18 protein-coding genes and 1 pseudogene are annotated in these 24,966 nt (G+C 49.6%); 9 read left to right on the top strand and 10 right to left on the bottom strand.

What is annotated here, in order from left to right; genetic code table 11:
- Positions 1-102: 102 nt before the first annotated feature.
- The 10 genes from AC286M_RS02940 to bicA all read right to left on the bottom strand — a co-directional run bounded on the left by AC286M_RS02940 (position 103) and on the right by bicA (position 9,516).
- Positions 103-765: a Na(+)/H(+) antiporter subunit B gene (locus AC286M_RS02940; RefSeq protein ID WP_488202957.1), complete on the bottom strand. Its 663-nt coding sequence runs from the start codon at positions 763-765 to the stop codon at positions 103-105.
- Complete coding sequence (locus tag AC286M_RS02935; protein WP_488202956.1) at positions 762-1,541, bottom strand: DUF4040 domain-containing protein; 780 nt, start codon at positions 1,539-1,541, stop codon at positions 762-764. Before AC286M_RS02935 ends, AC286M_RS02940 begins: the two co-directional genes overlap by 4 nt.
- Positions 1,534-1,845: a monovalent cation/H(+) antiporter subunit G gene (locus AC286M_RS02930; protein WP_488202955.1), complete on the bottom strand. Its 312-nt coding sequence runs from the start codon at positions 1,843-1,845 to the stop codon at positions 1,534-1,536. The genes AC286M_RS02935 and AC286M_RS02930 overlap by 8 nt, the downstream gene beginning before the upstream one ends.
- An 8-nt stretch (positions 1,846-1,853) precedes the next feature.
- Positions 1,854-2,129: a hypothetical protein gene (locus AC286M_RS02925; protein ID WP_488202954.1), complete on the bottom strand. Its 276-nt coding sequence runs from the start codon at positions 2,127-2,129 to the stop codon at positions 1,854-1,856.
- A complete protein-coding gene (locus tag AC286M_RS02920; protein WP_488202953.1) occupies positions 2,126-2,512 on the bottom strand; it encodes a cation:proton antiporter in 387 nt (128 codons plus the stop codon). Before AC286M_RS02920 ends, AC286M_RS02925 begins: the two co-directional genes overlap by 4 nt.
- A complete protein-coding gene (locus AC286M_RS02915; RefSeq protein ID WP_488202952.1) occupies positions 2,509-3,966 on the bottom strand; it encodes a cation:proton antiporter in 1,458 nt (485 codons plus the stop codon). Before AC286M_RS02915 ends, AC286M_RS02920 begins: the two co-directional genes overlap by 4 nt.
- A gap of 59 nt (positions 3,967-4,025) precedes the next feature.
- Positions 4,026-5,483 (bottom strand): cation:proton antiporter, encoded by a 1,458-nt coding sequence (locus tag AC286M_RS02910; RefSeq protein ID WP_488202951.1) that lies wholly within the window; start codon positions 5,481-5,483, stop codon positions 4,026-4,028.
- Positions 5,484-5,662: 179 nt separating this feature from the next.
- Positions 5,663-6,007: a cation:proton antiporter subunit C gene (locus AC286M_RS02905; RefSeq protein ID WP_488202950.1), complete on the bottom strand. Its 345-nt coding sequence runs from the start codon at positions 6,005-6,007 to the stop codon at positions 5,663-5,665.
- A 194-nt stretch (positions 6,008-6,201) separates the two neighbouring features.
- Positions 6,202-7,641 (bottom strand): cation:proton antiporter, encoded by a 1,440-nt coding sequence (locus AC286M_RS02900; RefSeq protein WP_488202949.1) that lies wholly within the window; start codon positions 7,639-7,641, stop codon positions 6,202-6,204.
- A 171-nt stretch (positions 7,642-7,812) separates the two neighbouring features.
- The gene (bicA, locus tag AC286M_RS02895) at positions 7,813-9,516 is read right to left on the bottom strand and encodes a bicarbonate transporter BicA (protein WP_488202948.1); all 1,704 of its coding nucleotides are present in this window, start codon (positions 9,514-9,516) and stop codon (positions 7,813-7,815) included.
- A 2,083-nt stretch (positions 9,517-11,599) separates the two neighbouring features.
- Here bicA and AC286M_RS02890 point away from each other — a divergent pair.
- The 9 genes and pseudogenes from AC286M_RS02890 to AC286M_RS02850 form a co-directional block, all read left to right on the top strand.
- Positions 11,600-13,810, top strand: coding sequence for a hypothetical protein (locus AC286M_RS02890; RefSeq protein WP_488202947.1), 2,211 nt, complete (start codon positions 11,600-11,602; stop codon positions 13,808-13,810).
- A 458-nt stretch (positions 13,811-14,268) separates the two neighbouring features.
- The gene (locus AC286M_RS02885; RefSeq protein WP_488202946.1) at positions 14,269-15,249 is read left to right on the top strand and encodes an IS110 family RNA-guided transposase; all 981 of its coding nucleotides are present in this window, start codon (positions 14,269-14,271) and stop codon (positions 15,247-15,249) included.
- A gap of 127 nt (positions 15,250-15,376) precedes the next feature.
- On the top strand, positions 15,377-15,889 hold the full coding sequence (locus AC286M_RS02880; RefSeq protein ID WP_488202945.1) for a hypothetical protein: 513 nt from the start codon (positions 15,377-15,379) through the stop codon (positions 15,887-15,889).
- On the top strand, positions 15,886-16,551 hold the full coding sequence (locus tag AC286M_RS02875) for a hypothetical protein (protein WP_488202944.1): 666 nt from the start codon (positions 15,886-15,888) through the stop codon (positions 16,549-16,551). Before AC286M_RS02880 ends, AC286M_RS02875 begins: the two co-directional genes overlap by 4 nt.
- A 197-nt stretch (positions 16,552-16,748) precedes the next feature.
- Positions 16,749-19,295, top strand: a complete 2,547-nt coding sequence (locus AC286M_RS02870; RefSeq protein WP_488202943.1) for a PAS domain-containing protein — start codon at positions 16,749-16,751, stop codon at positions 19,293-19,295.
- Positions 19,296-19,544: 249 nt separating this feature from the next.
- The gene (locus tag AC286M_RS02865; protein ID WP_488202942.1) at positions 19,545-22,268 is read left to right on the top strand and encodes an MGH1-like glycoside hydrolase domain-containing protein; all 2,724 of its coding nucleotides are present in this window, start codon (positions 19,545-19,547) and stop codon (positions 22,266-22,268) included.
- Between the two features lie 241 nt (positions 22,269-22,509).
- Positions 22,510-23,832, top strand: a complete 1,323-nt coding sequence (locus tag AC286M_RS02860) for an IS701 family transposase (protein ID WP_488202758.1) — start codon at positions 22,510-22,512, stop codon at positions 23,830-23,832.
- Between the two features lie 66 nt (positions 23,833-23,898).
- Entirely contained in the window at positions 23,899-24,270 is a 372-nt protein-coding gene (locus AC286M_RS02855; RefSeq protein ID WP_488202941.1) for a helix-turn-helix domain-containing protein, read from the top strand.
- A 22-nt stretch (positions 24,271-24,292) separates the two neighbouring features.
- A pseudogene (locus AC286M_RS02850) lies at positions 24,293-24,853 on the top strand (IS630 family transposase); the annotation flags it as partial.
- Positions 24,854-24,966: the final 113 nt, after the last annotated feature.

Here is a 24,966-nt window from a genome sequence, read left to right as displayed (position 1 = left end):
TAGCTAAAATAATGGCGATAAAAGCTATACCGAGAATGCTTACGTGTGTGGGCGGTGTCCACACACGTAAACATTGCTCCCTTTGCAGAACTACCATTATGTTTAGAGTAACCCCCGATAGCGGATAAAGATCAAGATTGCCGCCCATGCGCCTAGCGCTACTTTAACCGCCACCAGCACGTTTAGTAACGGAATCCAGCCACCGCTCACTAATCCACCCAGCTCACCGTGCGGCAGTTCGATGCCAATCAGCGACACGGCAGCCAGAACGACAAAGATCAGCACTGACACCTTCTCGAGAGCGGCTGCCTGCCAGCGTTTGTAGATTCCCTCCATCCACTTGGCCGAAGAGGTAATGGCCACCAGACCAATGGCAGTGCCGCCAGCGACACCCGCCGCGAATCCCCCGCCAGGACTGAGATGTCCCCGGATCGCTAGCTCAATACTGACCAAGGCGGCAATCGTTGCCCCCAGTCGCGCCAGCACAATCGAGGGATGGTCGGTGAACTGGTAAATAGTGCAAGAGGGCTGCTCATCCGCTAGCAGAAACCGCACGCCCATAATGGCGATCGTAAAGACGACAACCTCAAAAATGGTGTCATAGAGGCGGTTGCGGAAGATGATGCCCGAAACCGCATTCGGCACCCCAGTATCCTGCACCACCATTTCCACGATCGACAGCTCAGCAGCGTCCACCGCTGGATTTGGGAAGACCAGCATCTTGAGATAGAGAGCGATACCAACAGCAACGTAAATCCACTTCATGACTGAACCTCCACGGCATTGGGCGGTTGAACTTGGACAAGCTGAGACTCGGACAACTTTGGATTCACTGGCTCAAACAGCGTCAAATCGACCGCACTTGGTAAACTGCCACTCTGCATCAGCTCATATAGACGCGGCACGTGGGTTTGAAGCTGATAGGTTGGAGTTTGATCCGTCGAGCTAGCTGGGTTTGCTACCCGCACACAGATACTATGCACCTCTTTAGCTGCCAGCGCCGATTTCAGTGCTGACCGATCGGGATAGAAAACTAGATTCAGCCGCAGGTGATGCTTCCGCAGCAGTTGGCGTAAGGCATCCAGCAGTTGTTTAGCCTGCGTTGGTTCAGGCGGATGCTTGAGTGGATCATCTGAATTCGTAGCCGGTGCGATCGCATCTAGCGCATCTATTGCATCTATTGCATCTAGTTCTTCTAGTTCTTGCAAGTCCTCTACTGGCGCGGCTGGCTCAGGCACCAAGACTTGTTCCAATTCACCCTTAACTACACCGAGCCGCATACTCATGGAAGAACGAACTGCGATCGCATAGAGCGTAATTGACAGCATCGTACCCACTAGCGCCTCCGTCAGCGCCACATCCGCTGCACCAAACAAGGCATAGACCAGAGCGGCGACTGCACCTAAAATACCGCGCATGATTAGGGCATAGTAAGGATTCACCTGTGTGACGACCATGCCAGCAGTTAGTGGTAGTAGAGCTGCGATCGCAACTATGTACAAGTCTTCAGCCAATAATCTCTCAGAAACTCCTTCAAACATGATCACTCCCTCCTCGGCTGGTATAAGTCGCTCTGGTATACGTCGGTCTTGAACAGTAGGCCAGCACATACCCCAGCACCGTATTCCAAATCGCCAGGGAAATGAGCGCAAAAACCAACAGCGGCCATTGATGGGGAATTCTGAGCAGCAGCCCAACAATAATACTCATGGAGCCAAGCGTATCGGCTACGGACAGGCTGTGCAGTTTGAAGAACACCGAACGATTGCCCAACAGCGGCAATGTTCCCCAGAACCAAAAGACCAGGCCCAGGCCAATTAGGGCATAGCTAATTACGTTGATCATGGTGGTCACTACTCCAAAACCTGCAAATCTGCATCCGCTTCATTCATCCGTCTGAGAATGTGGGCCAGCAGCATCAGAGCCGCATTGCCAACGCTGAGGATCAGCACCCCTACCACCCCAATCATCCAGTCACCGCGCAACACCGACACCACCAGCACCATGACCGACGTTTTGGTGGCAATACTGGCAAAGGCCAGCATCTTTTGCCAAATATCTTCATCTTGCCAAGCCTCATAGATCGGAATCAGTAAGGCTAGAATCATGGCAATCACTACCCAGTTCATGGTTTCTTCCTCCGGACGCGATGGACTTCATACCAGCCGTTTTCGTGGCACTTCGACACAATGGTTTTCGGCGTAAATGTAATCAGAAAAATATCGAGAAAAATTAGCCCTGGTGTGCGATTCGGTTTCACCCGCTCCAGCGTGATGTCTTCATACTTATGGGGCCGCACCATGATTTCAATTGCTTCAATATAGGCTTTGGGAATGGCCACAATAATTTCCCAGAGCACATGCAGCCAGTCTTTCAGCACGGCAGGAGCAGTTACACGACGCGGCAACAAGAAGGCGATACACACGCCGATCAGAATATTGGTCAAGCTCAAATCAGCCGTCAGCAAGAACCAAATTGTTAATCGTAGGATTAAATCTAAATAGCCAATCATGCCAGCACCATCCAAAACAGCGACATCAGCGTCAGACTCATCACTCCAATCAAATGCTCAAACTCCTCCAACACGCGGGGCAGCTTCAGCACCACTCGCTGGAAGATCAAGCCATAAGCCAACCAGCCCAAAGCAATTGTCAGCAAGGGTTTGACCACATTCGTTAATGAATAAGCTTCGTAGTAAACCCCGTTTGCAGCAAACAGTCCGCCTAACAGCAAAATCATGGCTGGCCAAAAGCCCGGTTTGAGTCTGTGCTTTGCTTCCGCATCTGGATCAGCCTCGGATTCTGACTGATGGGGCAGAAAGATGAACTTGGCAAATGAAATTGCCGTTCCCAGTGCCGCAACATTCATCACCACCACCTGCCACGGCAGCAGGTTCTTCATCGTTAAGACTTTTGCACCAAAACCTGACAGTAGGGGGAATCCAGAAATCGAGAAGCTGGCAATTATTAAGGCAAACCAAATTGGTGTGGCGATTGGCGTTTGCTTCAGCTCCTTAAAGCTGCGGCTGGGCAAGTTGCCCGCAATCAGAAACAGCGCTGATTTCACCAGTCCATGCGTCAGCGCATAAAAACCGCCCACCTGCGGTGCCGCCATCACAAAGCCAAGCTGCGAAACCGTATGGAACGCCAACATCCGCTTGGTATCTTTCTCAAAAACAGCATAGGCAACTCCCAGCAGTGCCGTTCCGACGCCAAATAGCCGCACAATCGGCTCAATCTCTTCCACCATCAGCGCACAGCGCACCAGGGGAAACACACCCGCTTTGATCACCACGCCTGAGAGCAAGGCCGATACCGGAGTATCGGCTTCAGAATGGGTCAACGGTAGCCACAAACCAGAGACAAAAATGCCGCCCTTGGTGAGTAAGGCTAAGATAATAAGTGCGATCGCATCATTGGGCGCAGTCCGCAACCCTTCATAGGCAAAGGACTGATTGGCCTGATAGACCAATATGGCTCCAATCAGGTAGAACAGCATGGCCGTATTGCTAACAAACAGATAGCGCAGTCCTACCCAGATAGAACGATCGGTTCGAGGATATGTAATCAGCAAAAATGCGGCAATGCTCATCAGTTCTAAGGCAACGTATAAGCTGATGAAATCTGCGCAAATAAAGGCTGAATTCACGCTGCCATGCAGGATGATCATCTGGGTATAGAAGAAGCTGCTTTTCCCCCGATACCAGCAGTACAGAATCACCGCTGCTGTCACTAACCCATTGGTCAGGATAAAGAACCCACTGAGCGAATCAACGGTTAGCGTCACCCCAAAGTTATCAATTAGCTGTAGATTCAAGACCGTCGGATCCATCAGCCGCTGTAACCCGTAGGCAATTGACATAAAGCCAACTCCCAGCGCTAAGTGACGCGCCAGTTTGGGCAGCAGATAAATGCTGAACCCGATGAAAAATGGCAGTGCTATCCAGACAATCGTTAGCGTACTCATCAAACCCATCACTGAACGTGCTTCTCAATCTCACTCGTTTCCAACCTTGAACTAACCAATCAGGCCAGCACCATCCAAAACAGCGACATCAGCATCAGACTCATTCCTCCAATTAAATGGTCAAATTTTTCTAGGATGAGCGGTAGCCTGAACACCAATTGCTTGAAAATCAAGCCGTAAGCCAACCAGCCCAAACCAATTGTCAATAATGGCTTCACAATGTTTGCTAGCGAGTAAGCTTCGTAATACACTCCGTTGGCAGCGAATAATCCACCCAGCAGCAAAAACATCGCGGGCCAAAAGCCAGGTTTAAGTTTGTGTTTCAAGTCCGCCGCTGGATCAGCTTCAGATTCTGGCTGATGGGGCAAAAAGATAAACTTGGCAAATGCGATCGCGGTTCCCAATGCCGCAATATTCATCACCACCACCTGCCACGGCAGCAGGTTCTTCATCGTCAAAACTTTTGCACCAAACCCTGATAGTAGAGGGAATCCAGAAATTGAGAAGCTAGCAATCACCAGCACCAACCAAATGGGTGTCGCCATCGGCGCTTGCTGAAGTTGCTTAAAGCTGCGACTGGGTAAGTTGCCTGCAATCAGAAACAGCGCCGATTTCACCAATCCATGCGTCAGCGCATAAAAACCACCCACCTGGGGAGCTGCTAATACAAACCCCAACTGAGACAAGGTGCTAAACGCCAACAGCCGCTTGGTATCTTTCTCAAAGATGGCATAGCTGACGCCGAGTAACGCTGTTCCGACCCCAAACAGCCGTACAATTGGCTCAAGCTCTTCCACCATCAGCGCACAGCGCACCAAGGGAAACACACCTGCTTTAATCACCACGCCTGACAGTAACGCTGACACTGGAGTATCCGCTTCAGAATGGGTCAGCGGCAGCCACAGACCCGAGACAAAAATGCCGCCTTTCGTCAGTAAGCCCAGAGCAATGAGTGCGATCGCATCATTAGGCGCAGTCCGCAACCCTTCATAAGCAAAAGACTGATTGGCCTGATAGACCAATACGGCTCCAATCAGGTAGAACAGCATCGCCGTGTTGCTAATAAATAGATAGCGTAGTCCCACCCAAATAGAACGATCAGTTCGAGGATACGTAATCAGCAAAAATGCCGCAATACTGATTAATTCTAAGGTCACATAAAGGCTGATGAAATCTGCGCAAATAAAGGCTGAATTCACGCTGCCATGCAGGATGATCATCTGGGTATAGAAGAAGCTGCTTTTCCCCTGATGCCAGCAGTACAGAATCACCGCTGCGGTCACTAACCCATTGGTCAGGATAAAGAACCCGCTCAGTGAATCAACAGTCAGCGTCACCCCAAAGTTATCAATCAGTTGCAGATTCAAGACCGTTGGATCCAACAGCCGCTGCACCCCATAGAGCAAAGAGACACAAGCAACTCCCAGCGCTAGGTAACGCGCCAGCTTGGGCAGCAGATAAATGCTGAACCCGATGAAAAATGGCAGTGCTATCCAGACAATCGTTAGCGTATTCATGGCTTAATCGTCATGCGCAATGATGTTTTGGGCGTATACCAATCCAAATAGAGGATGAACAGAATAAACATTTATAGGGCAAGGGGTTTAAGCCCCTTGTTCAGTGCAGTCTTGCAAAGGATTGGTAATAGTCGGGGCATAGCTACGCTAATGTCCCAACGGCATTAATCTCTTGTTTTTTACTGAACGTGCTTTTCAATATCGCTCGTTTCTAATGTTGGGTGATTTTTCGATAACTTCATGACACCGACTAGCATCAGCGCTTGAATCGAAAAGCCAATTACGATTGAGGTCAAAATCACAGCCTGTGGCACCGGATCAGCGTATGCCACCGATTCAGTGGTTCGCTCTGAAAGAATGGGCGTAAATAAGCCTCCTTTGGCGGCAAACAGGACATAATAGGCAATCACCCCGGTGCTCATCACGTCCATCGAGATGATTTTCATCATCAAATTTTTTTTCAGGATGATGCCAAAAAAGCCACACATAACGGTGGCAAAGACACATGCTTCTAAAAGTGACATGGCTAAATTAAGTCAGGTGAGAGGAGCAAGATATAAGGTTTATAAAAGCGTAGGGTGGGCATTGCCCACCGTGAAGACGCATCTGTAAAAACGAATTAATCTGGAGTAATCCTGTAGGTTAGGTTGAGTGATAGCGAAACTCGGCAAACTTTTGATACTGTTGGGTTTCACGTTGTTCAACCCAACCTACGACATTACTTGGTAACCGAGAGGGTTGGTTCTGCGGCAGGTTTGGCTTCTTCTGTCACCGCTTCGCCGTCGTCAGGCTGACTGCCTTTCAATGTCCATTGCAACATGGGCGGTGCGAGGAAGGTGGTCAGAATTACCATTACGATGATGGCCGCTTCCAAGGGCTTATCTAGAACGCCACTGGCCGAACCAATTCCGGCAAAGACCAAGCCAACTTCGCCTCGTGGAATCATGCCAACACCAATCGCGAGGCGGTTCACACCGGGCTTGCCAAATACGGCCCAACCTGTGACCACCTTACCGATGATGGCTACAGCGATTAAGAAGGTGGCAATGATGAGGCCAGCGCGGTTTTCAGCAACAGCCGGATTCAACACGCTCAGGTCAGCCTTCGCACCGACAGTTACGAAGAAAATGGGCACCAGGATATCGGCAATTGGCATCACCTGCTGATCCAGTTCCTTGCGCTTGTCGGTTTCATCGAGAACCAAACCCGCAGCAAAGGCACCCAGAATCGCCTCTAAGTGAATTACATTCGCCAAGAAGGCCATTACCAGTGCAAATGTGAACGCTGGGATTAACAATGCGCCGCGAGTTTGCAGCTTATCTGCGATCGCAACAAAGCTTGTGTTGAAAAATTTACCTAAGAAGATGGCACCTAACAGGAAGGCACTGGCGCTGACAATCAGGTAAACAACATTCAGCAGATCAACTTCACCCGTCTTAGCCAAGCTAGCAACAACGGCTAGAACGATGATGCCGAGTACGTCATCAATGACCGCTGCACCGACAATAATTTGACCTTCCGTGGACTTGAGATGTCCCAGTTCAGACAGAACTTTGGACGTGATACCAATCGAGGTCGCGGTAAGCGCTGCACCAGCAAAGATGGATGGAATCACAGGGGCGTGAAACAGCATCACTAAGCCAACCGTGCCGAGAATGAAGGGAGCTGCTACACCAACTACAGCCACGACCGCCGCCTGGTAGCCAACCTTGCCTAGTTCCCGCAGGTCAGACTCTAGACCAATTTCAAAGAGCAGAACGATAACGCCCAGTTCCGCCAGTACCGAAATCACCTCGCTCTGGCTTTGGAAGATATGAGTGACAGCTTCCGCATCCAGATTGCCGAGCCACTGCAACGCCGACATCAGCATAGAATCGGCAGCCGTTGCGCCCGTTTCGGGAAACACCAGCAGGTGCAGGGCTGAGATACCCACGATGACGCCACCGACCAGCTCGCCGAGCACCGGCGGCAAATCTAGCCGCTTGGACAGCTCACCCCCTAGCTTGCTCATGATGTAAATCACCACGAGGGTCAGCAGCACCCCCGTCAGGACAAAAGCACCATACTCAGATTCTGGCGTTGTAGCAAAGAGGAACGGGGCTGAGGGCCAGACATCAACCCAGCTCACCGGCAAACTTGCAATAAGATTAGATAACATAATTGCTTGTCTTAAAAACAGAACGTTTGATTGCCCTCACCCCCAGCCCCTCTCCCGCAGGAGAGGGGAGCCGGAAGTCCTTTACTTTCTTTTCTTGTTCCCTTTCCCCGAGGGAGAGGGCTAGGGTGAGGGTTTCTCTCTTTATGAAAGGGAGAAAGCTGGAGTTAACGATTACCGTTCAGGTGCGATCGCACTTTGTGCGCCAGCCTCTAAAAGGTTGGATTCTGTAGACTGGTACAGAGAGGTCACTGCAATTTTGAGTGCTTCTGCCCGATCCGTATAGAAATGATGTGCAGGAACCAGTTCGGTAATACCAAGCTTTTCAAGGCGTCGCAGGGTTTGACCCGTTGCACCGACGACAAACACCTGACGACCTTTTTCAATTGCTTCTTGGATGGCATTTTCTAGCGCTAACGCTGCCGTCACACCCATGTGAGGCACATCGGTTACGTCAAACACAATGGAGTCACAGTAGGAAACCGCATTGTGCTCGCGCGAAATGGCCTTTGCCACACCAAAGATCATCGGACCGCTGAGTTGGAACAGCAGAACGCGACCATTGGCTTCATCTAACCAGCGCTTTTCGTTAGCATTTAGCGTAATGGCATCATCGGAATCCGTAATCGCTTGCACAGACTCAGAATGCAGATTGCTCATCCGCTCAATCGTCAGGATATTGGCAACGAAGACACCAATCCCTACTGCTGCAATCAGGTCAACCAAGACCGTCAGGATAATCACCCCGTACATAATCAGAGCGCCCTTAACGGAAACCTTATGCGCTCGCTTCAAAAAGCCCCAGTCAATAATGTCGATACCAACTTTGAGCGCAATACCCGCCAGTACAGCTAGAGGAATCATGGCAGCTAGGTTTGCTGCACCCAGAATCACAACCAGCAGGACACCCGCACGAGTTAAACCCGAAAGCGCCGTCCGACCGCCAGTTTGGATGTTAACTACCGTACCCATTGTGGCACCCGCGCCTGCGATACCACCAAATAAGCCAGACGCTAAGTTACCTAAACCTTGACCAATCAGCTCTTTATTGGAATCGTGCTCAGTCCGAGTCAAGCTGTCTGCAACTAGAGAAGTCAATAGCGCATCGATACAGCCCAGCATCCCCAGTACCGCCGCATCCACAAGCATTAGCTGTAGCTGATCAGGGCTGAAGGTTGGCACTTGCAACGCGGGGAAACCAGCCGGAATTTCGCCAATCCGACGAATATCAACACCGGGGAACAACATCAAGGACAAGACGGTACCGAAGATCAGCGCCACTAGCTGAGGCGGCACAATCTTCTTAAACCGCGAGGGCATAAACCAGATAATCGCCACCGTCACAACCGCTAACACGGTCTCGGCAGGCTGCATATTGGCAATCAAATCCGGTATGCTACGCAGCGTCCCAACAACGCCCCCTGCCGGACTGGCCTGTCCTAAGAACGGTGCCAGCTGCAAAATCACCAGAATGACGCCAATACCGGACATAAAGCCCGAAATCACCGTATAGGGCATCATCGTGACGTATTTACCCAGCCGCAGCGCTCCAAAAATAATCTGGAAAACCCCAGCCAGCATCACAACGGTAAAGGCCATCGCCATCCCGTTTTCTGGATCAGCCGCTGTTAGATTGGCGATAACGGCAGTCATTACAACCGTCATCGGACCAGTTGGCTCTGAAATCAGGGTGGGAGTTCCACCAAACAATGCTGCAAAAAATCCGACTAAAACCGCACCCCAGAGACCAGCGACGGCACCGGCACCTGAAGCAACACCGAAGGCAAGCGCCATCGGCAAGGCAATAACTGCGGCAGTGACACCTCCAAAGATGTCACCCCTCAAATTTCTAAAATGAATCCTATTGGTAAGTTGCATGGCTTAGACCACCGAACTATATATTTGGACTAAGTCTTCAAAAGAGCAAATCCACAAACCTGTGCAAACTTGTGCAATCGCTAATTCCGGCAAAGACGGCTTGCACGAAACTAGCCTGAAGAAATTGAAAGCTTATTCATAGACTTAAATCTATGAATTAAAAGATTTACATTAAAAATTATCTAACCACAAAACGAATCAACTGTAATCACTAGCATCGTGATTATTTTTGATGCAAACCAAAATAAAATCTTATGGTTCAAGGCTTGATCTGTAGCGAACCTTATATCTCATTCCTGAGACAACCTCTAGCAATATCTCCGTATCGATTCACTACAGTTCTGCAACTAAGAGCTGAGACAAGCTATTTAGAGCAAACTCCGTATCGCATCACTCTTGCACCACGATTCGATTAAAGCAGTCTCAGTCTCGCGGCAATTTACTGTCCTGTAGGGAGTTGGACACATTCAGAACAACCTGCCACCCAGAGCTGTCTCAACCAGGAATCAGACAAATGAGACAACATACTCCGTATCAGCTCACCTTTGAGACTGTGATCACGCTTTGGGGTTTGTCTCAATCGCAGCAGGTGGCGCTTTATAGGCCGAAATCCTTTGAACTCTTCTTTTGGAATCTGATAGATGAGATCGCACTTTTCTCTCTGGCTCTTGTATTAATCTTTGGAGCCAAGCAATGTTTAACCCTTGATCTCTAACTCGTCCTCTCTATGCGTGCCCACCTTGATCTACTTAACAATCTGATACAAATCAATGTGCATCAGACAACATGCTCCGCATTGCATCACTGATATTTCCGTATCCCATCACTTTCAAATCCAAAAATTGAGGCTCTGCAGTACATAAGGCGACATCAAAAGTCTCAGTTTGTCTCACTTTAAAGACAAGACAAAAATCTCCGTATTGGCTCACTGGTTGATTAAGCGCTGATAGAGCCTGTTTTCAGTCCTCTTTTTGGTACTTGAGCGCCGCTCAATTAACAGACAAAAATCTCCGTATCAGCTCACTTGTTTTACTGAACACTTGTCTCAATCCAAGTGCGGAACGGCGAGCATTGGCGGCAGCGTTGTCTTCAGGTTGTCTCATCCTCAACGGTTGAAAGCGCCTGTAAGCCGTTGATCCAGCGAAAAATTAGCTACTTTGCCCTGTGCTTGTACACAGTAAGACTTAGACGAGACAACATAATCCGCATCCCATCACTAATAGTGCTAAAGCCAAATTGAGTACTGCCAAGCCATATTAGACAGTCGGCTCCGTATTCACTCACTTTGCGGTCTGATGCCAAGCCATATCAACCGAGTAACTGATAAGACAACTGCTTTTCTAAGACAAGACATAAATCTCCGTATCGGCTCACTAAATTTGAACCCGAATTCACGATGTGATGCCTTATCGAATCCGGTCTAACTCAAGCAGCACAACTGAATGCGTCATCTGACCTCACTGAATCTCGAAATATTCATTATTAAGGTTGTGAGATCTATGTAGCTATGTTGCCTAAAAGCCTTAGGACATAACGATTAGCTGCCACTTAGCCGAAATATTAAACAGCTTAAAATACTGCTTTCATTTGTAGTGTAATATTAGTGTAATCAAGCAATATTATCGCTACCAAATGAGTTGCGAGCTTTCTGCTGGTTCTGAGATCGCGCTTCACATCACCTCATCAACAAAGACAAGCATCTCCGCATCAGCTCACTTTTGTCTCAATCTTCGGAGATTTGCCAAATTGCTTGTTCTGCAAGCCTTACAGCTACTTTTGCTTCAACAGAATGATTGATTGTCTTCTGCCACCTCGTCTCTTTTGCTGTAAATCTCTGTCTTGTCTGATCTCAAGTTCACGGATAAAAACGGCTGTAATTTAAGCAGGGCAAAGGTTTTGGAATAAGACAAATAACTCTGTATTACATCACCTATAGCTCTGTATCGTGTCACTTTGTCTCCGTGTTGTCTCACTACTAAAATCTGAAACGCTGGCTGGGCTTGGCATTGAGCCAAGTGAGACAAGCTAATAAGTTTAAAATAAAAAATCTCTTTCCAAATGGGCTGAAATCCCTTCTGGGACAATGCTTGCGGCGCAAACTGCTGCCCTTTGGAGGTGCGATATTTCGGCAAGTGCGATCGCGGAACGATTTGAATATGTGCGAGAACAAGACAATCCGTTTCTCGCGCTATTTCCGCATCGCTACGACTATATCTACGCCCCTTTTCCAGAGACAGGATGCAAGCCAAACTGGCACACTGAAAGCCGTCACCCTTTGTCCGATCGCATCATCCAGCAAGGTGGATACTTATACGGCGTTCGGTTTGGCTCCACCACGTCCTATGCTCTGCTTGATATTGATATCACCAGCCCTTATCACCCGCAGCGAGACTCTTTTGCCGTCTCACGCATCATGGTGGCGCTAGAGCCGCTAGGACTGGTGCGTTCCGTCATTTGCACGTCCAGTAACAGCGGCGGACTGCATTTGTATTTCCCGTTTACCCAGGCACTACCCTCCTGGAAACTTGCCCGCGTCATGGTTCATATGCTCCAGCAAGCGGGCTTCAAGCTCTATCCAGGGCAGTTAGAGCTATTTCCCAATCCCAAGTCCTACAACCGGGCTGGTAAGCCGACGCTGTATCACGCTCATCGCTTACCACTTCAGATTGGCTCTTATCTGCTCAATGCTGACCTACAGCCAATTTGGAGCAGTTCAGATACGTTTGTTAGACAGTGGCACAGTGCGAGACAAGCCAACACGCTTGAGACAAAAACGCTCACCCGATACCTCAAGCAAACGTGGCAAGGGTTTCAGCCAATTTCGGGTGGAGCAAAAAAGTTTATCCAGGATCTCAATGCTGAAATTGAAGCGGGCTGGTCGAGTTGCGGTCAAACCAATCGCCTGCTGGGCCGAATCGCTATGCGAACCTACATCTTTCACCACATCCTGCACGGTGGAGAACCGCTGACCGGACAAGCATTGGTTAATCAAATCGTCGCTGTGGCTCAATCGCTACCAGGTTACAAAGAGTGGTGTCAACACCAGCACGAAATCGCTCAACGAGCGGCAGACTGGGCACGCTCTGTGGAAAAGAGTCACTACTTTCACTATGGATTACACTACGAATTACACTACAAAGGTGTGACCACAAAGCTTGGTTTAGAAAATGCTCCAAAGCCTCGCTCTGAGTGGAATCAACAGCAGTTCGACCAAGCACGCAACAAGATTCGGAATGCTGTATCAGAAATGCAAAAGCTGGATCAGTTTCCAGATCGAGCAACTGAACGGTTCAATAAACTAACTAAGGTTTATGGAATTGGTGGCAGTTCTCTATATCGTCATTCAGATCTCTGGCATCCTAAAGAATTGAAAGTTCAAGAGACCGCTCGAGATTTGGAAGAATACTTAGAACAGAATTTGGCTGTAAAAAGCTTAAGCAGCCTAAATGATGTAAATAAAGATCTGAACAAAGATTTGAATTTAAAGAGCTTGAATTTAGAGAATTGGAGTCTAGATGATCTGAATTTAGATTTAAATAATCTGAGTCTGGATTTAGATAGTTTGAGATCACTAAAAAATTTAAATAGAGAGGAGACTTTAAAGAGTTTAGATAAGATCAAAGACTTGAATCCTAATTGGCTTGTTGATATCAACACTGATCTGAGTGCAGAATATGCAAACCAGCCTGACCTACACTACACAACCTGTACAAGCTTATTACAGTCGTTAGGGCGTAACCCTAGCCAGGGTAAGACTTTAGCTAGTATTGCATCGCTACAATTTAGCCAATTTCAAGGCTGTAATTTTGATCAGGACTTGTACCAGGACTCTAGTCGAGCCTTGGCGCAAGTTGCGGCTCTTGAATTAACTGAATCGTCAGAATCACCTGTTGAATCGTTTATTCTGCGCCAGTATCAGCAGAATAATTCTGTCTGTCCGTCGCAGTTTTCGCTAAGTTCTGCCGAAGCTCAGCGTTTACTAGTTCTACAACCTGAAGATCAAAACGCATCGTGGTTCTTGTGGCCACATATATTGCGACTGCCAGGAGTGCTGCGATCGCAATTTGAAACCTGCTTTTCGCACCTCACTAATCTGCCAATATCTGTTTTGAGCAAACTCCACAGCCTGCTGCCACTGAGCTCTCTGACTATACCTACTGACAAGGCATTATCTGAAAACCTCGACCAGCGTATTCAAGCGCTAATCGAGCTGATTCACCAGCTTCCTGTTCAATCTTGGGGAAACGTTTCCCCCAACTTTGCCTTAGAACCCAGAACCCTTTCTCCTCCATGATTTCAAGGTTTGACCGTATATTTTGCGTTGCAACAATTCCTACTAAATCTTCCGTTTCCCCAATTTTCTTTGCCGCTCTTACCGCCTCTATGATTTTCTCAATGTGTTTACGCTTCGCTTTGGCGTAGACTATCCCCGAAGAGGTTATACAGCACCCTACTCTTTGCTCCCCTGCTCCCGTTTCCCCTCTTTCTCCCCTTACTCTCCTCAGCTTTCTCTACAGCCTCTACAGCCTCTACAGCCCTTTTACTCCTCACCCCTCACCCCTCACTCCTTGTATGTTGAGAGAAGAGAGGTAGACCGACCCTCCTGAGATGCGAGACATCGTGCGAGAGCCAGGGTCGCCTCTCAACTTGATACCCCAAACTCGGATCATCGGCAGGGACAAAGAGATCCCGAATGACGCAAGGCTGAGTTGTGTGTATCGTCCATCTAGAATTCGCTACAAGGAGAGTACTATGTGCGCGCAATCAACCGACTCAAGGTCATCAGCCGTCAAGCAGTGGGTCGGCATTGATGTGTGTAAACGGTGGCTGGATGTTTATGTTAGACCGTCTGGAGAGAACTTCCGAGTGAGCAACAGCAGTGAGGGAATTGAGGATTTAACCCGTCGGTTGGCCAAGCCGTCGCAGGTGGGTCGCATCATCGTTGAAGCCACAGGTGGCTATGAGCGACACATCGCGCTTGCAGCACAGCAGCAGGGCTATGCACTAGCGGTGATCAACGCCAAGCAAGCTCGCAACTTTGCCAGAGCTGCCAATCAACTGGCTAAGACCGACCGAATCGATGCGGCGATCCTCGCCTGGTTTGGCGAAGCGATGCAGCCTCCGCTACGACCGTTGGCCAGTGAGGCTCACCAACAGTTACAGGATGCGGTGACCCGTCGCCGCCAATTAGTGGAGATGCTCACCATGGAGCGCAACCGTTTAGCTGGACTGCGAGGTCCCGCTCAGGAAGACGTTCAAGCCCATATCGACTGGCTCAAAGACCGCATCAGCGACCTTGACCAAGCGATTGATGAGCAAGTGGAACACAACCAACAGTGGCAGCAGCACCAGGCTCAACTGACCTCTGTTCCAGGTGTCGGTCAGGTGGTTGCCAACACCCTGTTGGCTCTGCTGCCGGAGCTAGGAACGCTCTCACACCGTCAAATTGCCGCTCTCGTTGGGGTGGCTCCGCTCAATCGCGATAGTGGGCAAAAGCGAGGGCAGCGCTCGATCTTTGGTGGCCGCAAACCCGTTCGGCAGATGCTCTACATGGCCACTCTAGTTGCAGTTCGTTACAACCCTGTCATCAAAGCCTTTTATGAGCGGCTGCAACAGCGTGGCAAGTTAGCCAAAGTCGCCCGCATTGCCGCTATGCACAAGCTGCTGACGATCCTCAATGCCATGCTCAAGCACGGCACGCACTGGCAACCACCGGAGGCTGCTATGACGTAATTGACCTCCTTTCGACTTGACTTTTAAGATAATCGCTCTCGCCTCACCCTTTCTAGCCCCTTTCCCCCAATCTTCGATACACTAAAGACCGAATTCCCTAGACAGTCACGAAGTTGAGTGGATTCTGATGCCGCGTCGGATTAACCCTAAATGTTTAGCCTGTGCCCAGTTGACTGCTGATGAAGCTAAGCAGATGCATGGGGCAGATGGAGATAACTGCTGGAATGAGCAGCGGTGCCCTCGTAAGCGATCGCACTATCGGCATCGACGAGATAACAACGCCAAGCGGAGAGTTGAGCGGCAGCAGACTGTGGCACAAGTCGCTGTTGAAGAATTAGCGGTTCCTGTTTCAGCCCCGACCGTGGCCTACTTATATCTGTACCGAGCTAAGCGGCAGGATGCACCTCTACATGCGATCGCAGTTTCGGTGTGGCAGGGCAGCCAGCGAATCATGGAAATTGAGCCGATTCACTGTGCGGGGTTGCGAAATCGTCAGATTAACCAGTACCTCAAGGATGTGTTGACTCAACTGGAGGAGCGATTTGGCATTAGCGAGTTTGAGGCTCAAGTGCGGCTGGAACCGGAGGAATGTCCGGTTGCTCAGTGTCCCCTACGGCACTCGCCAGGAGCGGTAGGGTGAAGCGGCAGGATCTAGAGCAGCAGTTTAAGGCAACTCTGAGTGAGGCGCAGTCAGATCTGGAGAGCTTTGATTTGCGGCTGCTGTGGGATGCTCTAGAGCAGGAGTTGGTGACGCTGCCGAATCTGGATCAACTGCGGCTAGCGGGTGTCATCGTGGCAGAACTGGCGGAGATCTATCAGGCAAAAGCGGCCCAAATTTTTGATGATTGGGAAGAAGGCTACAACACGGAAGGCCCAATTCCAACAGATGGTTTGTTAGAGGGGATTCGAGTACGTCAGTCGCAGCATGTGGATGTTTCGACCCTAGTGCGATCGCGCCGTCGTCGTACTGAAAAAAAGCCCGCCTATCAGCCTGATTCCGTGGCGCAACCGACCGACAAGACCGAAATTTTGGCAATGGCCGACGAGATAGAGGCGGCACGTCCTCTGGCAGTGGCTCACGTTGAAGATGTGTCGGCTTGGGTTAAAGCCATTGCAACCTACCTGTGTCAACAGTCATCAACAGCCATTTCGTTCACTCAGCTTCAGCAAGCGCTTAATCTGTCCCTGATTGAAATTTGGTTAGGCTTGCTGCTCGGTGGCTATCAGCTAGAGCAGCAAGGTGAATTCTATACGCAGCACAATATTTGGATTCGCAATCAGCATCACCATTCGGGCGATTAAAACCTCAAGTTGGATTCAGTTATTTCTACCGATGCTTTTTAAAGCAGACTAGGGAACTCTGAAGATACAAATCCGTGGTTATTGGGTACTGACGGTCGTTCCTTCATTGAGGCTTAATGTTGGCACGGTCAGTCTGTCAAATGACGTAACGTTGTGTATTCCCTGTTTTGCCTGTTCCCTGATTGTTGAAGCAGATCATGATTTCTCATTCTATTCCTCAACTCTTTGCTGTTGATCCAGCTTGCGATCGCACTCCGGCGCTGCTTGCTCAGCAAACGCATTTGTTTTGGCAGCTACTTGAGCAGTCTGCCGATGCCACGCTACTTTGGCATGATCAGCGACTCGTGTTCTGCAATCAGGCGGCGGTTGATTTGTTGGGATATGCAGAGCGAGCGGAGTTACTTCAGCAAACCTTCTGGCAGCTTTCACCCACGCAGCAACCTAGCGGTCATGACTCCAGAGAGCAGGCTTTGCTGATGATCAATATTGCAGCGCAGACGGGACATCATCGCTTTGAGTGGTGGTATGAACAGGCGGATGGTGAGGTATTACCCGTCGAGATTACGCTAACCGCTGTTACGCTAGATGCGAACACGACCATTTTTCAAGCCGTTTGTCGGGATATCCGCGATCGCAAACAAGCTGAGGCAGCACTACAGGCAAGTGAAGCAAGCTTCCGGCAGATTCTGGATGCGATTGCTGATTTGGTGCTAGTCAAAGGTGAAAAGTCCAAAATTGTCTGGGCCAATCAAGCCTTTCGTGATTATTACGGCATGAGCAACGAGGAGCTACAGGGATTAATTGACGCACCATTTAACGAACCCGACTATACGCAGCAGTATGTTAAAGACGATGCCCATGTATTCATGACCGGCAAGCGACTAGAAGTGGAAGAACCTGTCACTCGACACGATGGTGAGGTGCGGCTATTCAATACCATTAAAGCGCCCATCCGCGATCGGGATGGGTCTGTGACAATGACGGTCGGTGTCTCGCGGGATGTTAGCGATCGCAAACAAGCTGAAGAGCAGCTTCTGGAGTCTCGGCAACTGCTGCGTCATGTGATCGACAATATTCCCCAGGCAATTTTCTGGAAAGATCGCCGCTCAGTTTACTTGGGCTGCAACCGCAATTTTGCTCAAGCGGCTGGCTTGGCTCATCCTCGTAACATTATTGGTCTAACGGATAGCGACTTGCCCTGGACGCCTGAGGAAGCCGAGTTTTACCGCAGTAATGATCAACAGGTGATGGATTCCGGACAGGCGCAGTATCACCTACTGGAATCTCAGCAGCAATCTGACGGTAAGCAGATTTGGTGTGATACGAATAAAATCCCGCTGTTTGATGCTGACGGTCAGGTCATGGGTCTTTTGGGGACATTTGAAGACATCACGGCCCGTAAGCAAATTGAAGAAGATCTGCATGAAAGTAAGCAACTGCTGGAACTGGTGCTGGATGCCATGCCGCAGTACACATTTTGGAAGAGCAAAGATTCGGTATATCTGGGCTGCAATCGTCGCTTTGCCCAATTAACGGGAGTTGGTGAGCCAGAGCACATCTTCGGAAAAACTGATTATGACCTGCCGTTTTCCCAAGCAGAAGCTGATTGGTATATCGAACTGGATCGGCGAGTGATGACTAGTGATCAGCCCATCTATAACGTGATTGAGCCGCAGCAGCACCATGAAGATGGTCGCCAGCGCTGGTCAGAAACGAACAAAATTCCGCTACATGATCAAGACGGCAATGTGATTGGCATTTTGGGCACGTTTCAAGATGTAACTGAGCGAATTGAGGCTCAAGAAGCGCTGCAGCGATCGGAGGCGGAACTGCGGCAAAAAGCGGAGGAGCTAGAGCATCTAGTTAGAGAACTGCGGCGTACCCAGGCGCAACTGGTGCAAACTGAAAAAATGTCGAGTCTGGGTCAACTGGTGGCGGGGATTGCCCACGAAATTAATAACCCAGTCAATTTTATTCATGGCAATGTGGGCCATGCGCGTGCCTATATTCAAGATTTAATTGACATTATCCAAGCCTATCAATTCCATTATCCCAGCCCCCATGCCGAAGTCGAAGATCTGATTGAAGCGGTTGATTTAGAATTTTTGCTAGAAGACTTGCCCAATCTGCTCAGCTCTATGCAGGTTGGAGCCGATCGGATTCGCGATATCGTCGCGTCGCTGCGTACGTTCTCCCGGTTAGACGAAGCGGAAGTCAAAGATGTCGATATTCATGCTGGCATCGATAGCACGCTGATGATTTTACATAACCGACTGAAGGCCAAATCCGATCGGCCAGAGATTGCGGTTCATAAACACTATGGCGCGCTGCCCGATGTGGAATGCTATGCCGGACAGCTCAATCAGGTGTTCATGAATATTCTGGTTAACGCGATCGATGCGCTGGAAGAGCGCGATCGCAACCGCAGTTTAGAGGAAATGACCGACAGTCCCAGCCAACTTTGGATCACGACGCAGGTGACAGCGGATCAAGCTGCCATTCGTATTGCGATTCGTGACAACGGGCCAGGTATTCCAGACTATGTGCTGCCGCGCATTTTTGATCCGTTCTTCACCACTAAGCCTGTAGGCAAAGGAACGGGACTGGGCATGTCGATTAGCTATCAGGTAGTGGTCGATAAGCATGGGGGACGACTAACCTGCTCGTCTGTGGTTGGAGAAGGCAGCGAATTTGTGATTGAGATTCCGGTGCGGCGGGTGAGAGCAATTGCAAATCCTGAATAGAATGGGTAAAATCTGGTCTTACTCAGCACTCAACACCTTTTTATCCTTTAATCTGCGCTTAAACCCGTTGATGAAACGCTAGATGAGTTGTTCCGTTCACTTTGGCTAACGAATCTATACCAAGCCTGTGTATAAGAATTTGACGGTTTATTGGTTATGAAAGCTTGACCTAGCCAAGCTTTCATAATCAATAAATTATTGGGTTTCCCCGGACTTCGTGTTAGCTATTCAACAAAAGGAAGAGCGTTTATGAATGCAGAACGGCAACGGTTGCAGGCTACCAAAGCGAATCAGCAGCTCTGGAAAAAGTGGGGGCCTTATCTGAGTGAGCGGCAGTGGGGGACTGTGCGCGAAGACTACAGCGATAACGGTGATGCCTGGAGCTACTTTCCCCACGATCATGCTCGCTCTCGCGCCTATCACTGGGGCGAAGATGGTTTAGGTGGCATCAGTGACGATCATCAACTGCTCTGTTTTGCGATCGCACTTTGGAATGGCAATGACCCGATTTTGAAAGAGCGGCTGTTTGGCCTGACCAACAGCGAAGGGAATCACGGGGAAGACGTGAAGGAGTATTACTTTTATTTGGATAGCTCCCCCACCCATGCCTACATGAAATATCTCTATAAGTATCCCCAGCAGGCGTTTCCGTACGATGATTTAGTCCAGACCAACGCCCACCGCAGCCGGAATGAACTGGAGTATGAGCTGCTGGATACGGGCATTTTTGATGACGATCGCTATTTTGATGTGTTTGTGGAATACGCCAAGCGCGATCCAGAGGATATCCTGATTCAAATTTCCATCGCCAATCGTGGGCCGGAAGCCGCACCGATTCATCTGTTGCCGACACTGTGGTTTCGCAATACCTGGTCTTGGGCACAGGGTGGCTCAAAACCTGTTCTGCAAAAGATGGAGGGCAAGGGGTATAGCGCTGTTCACGCTTACCTGACGGATGAGTTGCTCAAGACTTACCTGGGTGACTATGTGCTGCACTGCGATCGCGTGGTTCCGTTACTCTTTACTGACAACGAAACGAATAATAAACGGCTGTTTGGATCAGAAAATGACGGTTCCCATGTGAAAGACGGCATTAATGATTACATTGTGAACGGCCAGCCAGAGGTTGTTAACCTGAAAGCGATCGGCACCAAAGTCTCTGCCCACTATACTCTCACGGTTCAGCCGGGAGCCACGGAAGTGGTTCACTTAAGACTGTCAGCGGCTAATTTAGATATCCAAAATCCGTTTAATGATTTCGATTCAATCTTTTCGATCCGAAAGAAAGAAACGGATGAGTTCTATGATTCGATTACGCCTGCCGCAGTGAAAGCCAACTGCGATCGCACCAATATTTTTCGGCAAGCGCTGGCGGGCATGATGTGGACGAAGCAATACTTCTACTATGACGTTGATCAGTGGCTAGAGGAACACGGTGTTTCGCCCTGGATGGGCGCAGCGCAGAAAAGCCAGGTACGCAACAGCAGTTGGTATCACATGCTCAACGACGACGTGATTTCAATGCCCGATAAGTGGGAATATCCCTGGTATGCAGCTTGGGATCTGGCGTTTCACATGCTGCCGATTGGCCTGATTGACCTGGATTTTGCTAAAAAGCAGCTCACGCTGATGCTGCAAGAAAACTATCTGCATCCCAACGGCCAAATTCCAGCCTATGAGTGGAATTTCAGTGACGTGAATCCACCCGTCCACGCCTGGGCCATTTGGGAAACCTACGTTCACGAGAAAACCTGCAACAACGGTGTGGGGGATGTTGAGTTTCTGAAGTACGCTTTCTCCAAGCTGCTGATTAACTTTACCTGGTGGGTGAACCGCAAAGATACGGGCGGCAATAATGTGTTTGAAGGTGGCTTTCTGGGCCTGGACAATATTGGTGTGTTCGATCGCAGTTCGCCGCTGCCCACAGGTGGCTATCTGGAACAGGCAGACGGTACGGCCTGGATGGCGTTCTTCAGTCAGCGGATGCTGCAAATTGCGATTGAACTGGCGCTGTACGATCCGCTCTATGAAGACATGGCGATCAAGTTTTTTGAACACACCATGTGGATTGCAGGTGCAATGGATCGGATTGGCGAGCATCAAGATGAACTCTGGGATGAAGCTGATGGCTTTTTCTATGACGTGCTGCGTTTTCCTGATGGTAGTGCCACGCGGCTCAAGGTGCGCTCAATGGTGGGTCTGTTAACCCTAATGGCCGTGGCCGTTTTCCCGCCGGAAGCGTTTGCGACGCTGCCCATGTTTCGAGAACGGGTGCAGTTTTTCCTCACTCGCTATCCCGAACTGACCCACGGGTTGCACTTGCCCACAGAACCCGGTTGGCAGGGACGACGGATGCTGGCAGTTGTCAACGAAGCGAAGCTGCGCCGCATTCTGGCCTATCTGCTGGATGAAACTGAGTTCCTGAGCGACTATGGCATTCGTTCCTTATCCAAATATCACAAAGGTCATCCCTACGTGTTTTATCAAGGGCGGCAAGCCTATCGGGTGGAGTATTTACCGGGTGATTCCAATACCGCTATGTTTGGCGGCAACTCCAACTGGCGCGGCCCCATTTGGATGCCCGTGAACTTGCTGCTGTTGCGATCGCTCCTTCAGCTCTACGGCTACTACGGCGATGATTTTAAGGTGGAATGCCCCACTGGATCGGGCAACTACGTTACGCTCTTTGATGCTGCGGCTGAAATTGCCAATCGCTTAATCGGGATTTTCGCGAAAGATCAAGCCGGTAAACGAGCTGTCTATGGCGCAACGGAGAAGTTTCAAACCGACCCGCACTGGCAAGATCTGATTCTGTTCTACGAGTATTTCCACGGCGACAACGGTGCAGGCATCGGCGCAAGCCACCAAACGGGCTGGACAGGCTGCATCGCCAGCATTATTCAAACCTCCGGCTATCTCACCAAGGAAATTATGCGAACCTCTGGCCCTGGACGATTTATTCCCAAACAATAAGCCAAGCAGTTACAGAGGTTGGGATTCTGGCCTGGTGGTTGGTGCTGGATAACGTCGGTATAAGGGATGTTATCCAGCATTTTTGATTGATAACACCCTGTATCTCCAGGATTAACCATCACATTTGACGGATAACACCCGGAAAATGGGGAGTTAGACAGTGAATTTTCTAATTAACGCTCTTCAATGACTCTAGGCAGAGATAAATTAGAGTAAAAGGGCTGAATGGTAGAGAGAATCAATGGTAGCTCCCCGACAAGCCAAGCCAACCGTCCGGTTCATCGATGAATATTGTGACTATTACCAAGACTTGTTTGCAGAAGTCAGAAGCTTTGAAGCCTTTAAGCATCTGCATGTCGGGATGATATCGGAAGTCAAGCGTAAGTCGCTACCAACCATTGCTAAGGTTACAGGACTACCCAATGCTCAGTCATTACAACAGTTTTTAGTCAGCTCACCTTGGCAGGCTAAAGACCTCAGGCAACGACGCATTGAGCTGATTTTAGGTCTCTTAGGGGGACAAAAATTGATCCTAGTCATTGATGAAACGGGCGACCGCAAAAAGGGACAGACCACCGACTATGTGAAACGACAGTACATCGGCAACTTAGGTAAGATCGAAAACGGCATTGTTTCGGTGGATGCTTATGGGGTAATTGACAATTTGACCTTCCCGTTAAGTTTTAGAATTTACAAGCCGAAAGAGCGATTAAAAGCAGGAGACTCTCATCACACCAAACCCGAAATTGCGGCAGCAATGGTTCAAGAACTCTGTGAATTGGGATTTCAGTTTGAACTTGTTTTGGCCGATAGTGCCTATGGAGAAAGCGGCAGCAGCTTTGTGCGGACATTACATCAATTAGAGCTCCCGTATGTGTTGGCTATTCGCTCAAACCATGCGGTGCTCTTGCCCAAAGAGCAACGGGTCAGAAGCAATCGCTGGCGTCAGTATCAGCGAACATTGAGTGATGGTCGTTGTGAAACTCGCTTCATTCGAGAGATTATTTATGGCCAACGTCGTTCCCAGCGCTACTGGGAATTGACAACGGATCCACAAACGTTACCTAGCGCGTCAACCTGGATGGTGATGACGTGGGTTAAGGACATTTCTTACCACCAGGTTGGAGACCTCTATGGTCTAAGAAATTGGGTGGAATATGGTCTCAAGCAAAGCAAAAATGAACTGGGCTGGGCGGACTTTCGCGTCACCGACTATGCTGTAATTGAAAAGTGGTGGGAAGTCGTGATGAGTGCCTATTTGATGGTCACCTTAAACACCCCCCCGATGCGTCCTCAGGGGGCGATTCCACCGGAACAGGATGACTCGATTGTGGTGTCTTCGTTCACGCAGCATTCAGATTGGAATATGGGCAACGGATGGAAGAACTGGCTCAATAACCTACGGTTAATTCTCTTGCCTTGGGTGAGTTCAAATCGTTTACAACCTTGGCTGGACGTGTTTCCGATTCCCGAACTGGCGCGAGGTTTTCAGATGCTCATCCGGCTCATGAATCAATTTCGGGGAGTTCCAACTACAATCCTACAAAATATTTCCTCTGCCTAGAGTCATTGAAGAGCGTTATAGCGGTTTGCAAAATTATGCAGTACGCTCGTTTGTACTGCTTTGGTCATGCCTATGCGTCCCCACTCCGCTGATTTACGTCACCGTATCGTCACCCTTTACGAGCAAGGTGAAGGATCCATTCGACAATTAGCCAAGCGCTTTCAAGTGAGTCAAGATAGCGTCCGTCTGCTTGTGAAACAGTATCGAGCTACCGGAAGCATCGCCCCCAAACCCTATGTCGGCGGTCCTCAACCCACGCTTCAAGCCAGTCACCATGAGGTGTTACGGGAGCTAGTAGAAGCGGATAATGATGCCACGTTGGCCCAACTGGCTGAGCGCTTAGCCGCCCGAACCGGCATCCAGGTGAGCGGTAGCACCATCAGTCGCACCCTCAGCAAACTGGGCATCACGCGAAAAAAAAAGTCTCAAGGCCAGTGAGGTCTATAGCGAAGCAAAACAGCAGCAACGCTATGACTACTGGCAAAGCATTCGGAATGTAGCCGTCGAAGATTTGGTGTTTCTTGACGAAACGGGAGTTAACTTGGCCATGGTGTTGCTGTATGCGCGCGCTCAACGAGGTCAACGGGCCTATGCCCAGCAACCGAAAGGCCGTGGCAAAAACCTCACGATCCTCGGTGCCATGAGCCTCAAGGCTGGGTTCCTTGAGGGCCTCAGCTTTACGGGTGGCACGACAGGCGATGTGTTTTTGTGGTTCATCGAAACGCTTCTCTGTCCACTCCTATGGCCGGGAGCGGTCGTGGTGATGGATAATTTGCCTGCCCATAAAGTGGACGGCGTCAGGCAAGCCATTGAGGCCGTGGGGGCACGAGTGATTTATCTGGCTCCTTATTCCCCAGATTTCAATCCGATTGAAAACCTGTGGTCAAAGTTGAAAGGGTATTTGAGAGCCGTTGAGGCACGAACTCCGCAAGCCTTGCATGAGGCGATCGCTCAGGGGCTTTCTCTGATCACCTTAGAAGATGTGCGTCACTGGTTCACCCACGGGTGCTACTGTGCTTAATCAATCTGCACACCGCTATAATTCCTAAAAAATGAAGTGTTGTCCAGCAGAACTGACGTATAACTGCGGAATGTAGGGGTGTTATCCATCAGATCTGACGTCGAATTTACCCC

The sequence above is a fragment of the Thainema salinarum CENA647 genome, assembly GCF_057732415.1.
The sequence above is the reverse complement of the archived record's forward strand: the minus strand, read 5'-3'. Positions and strand labels throughout refer to the sequence as shown.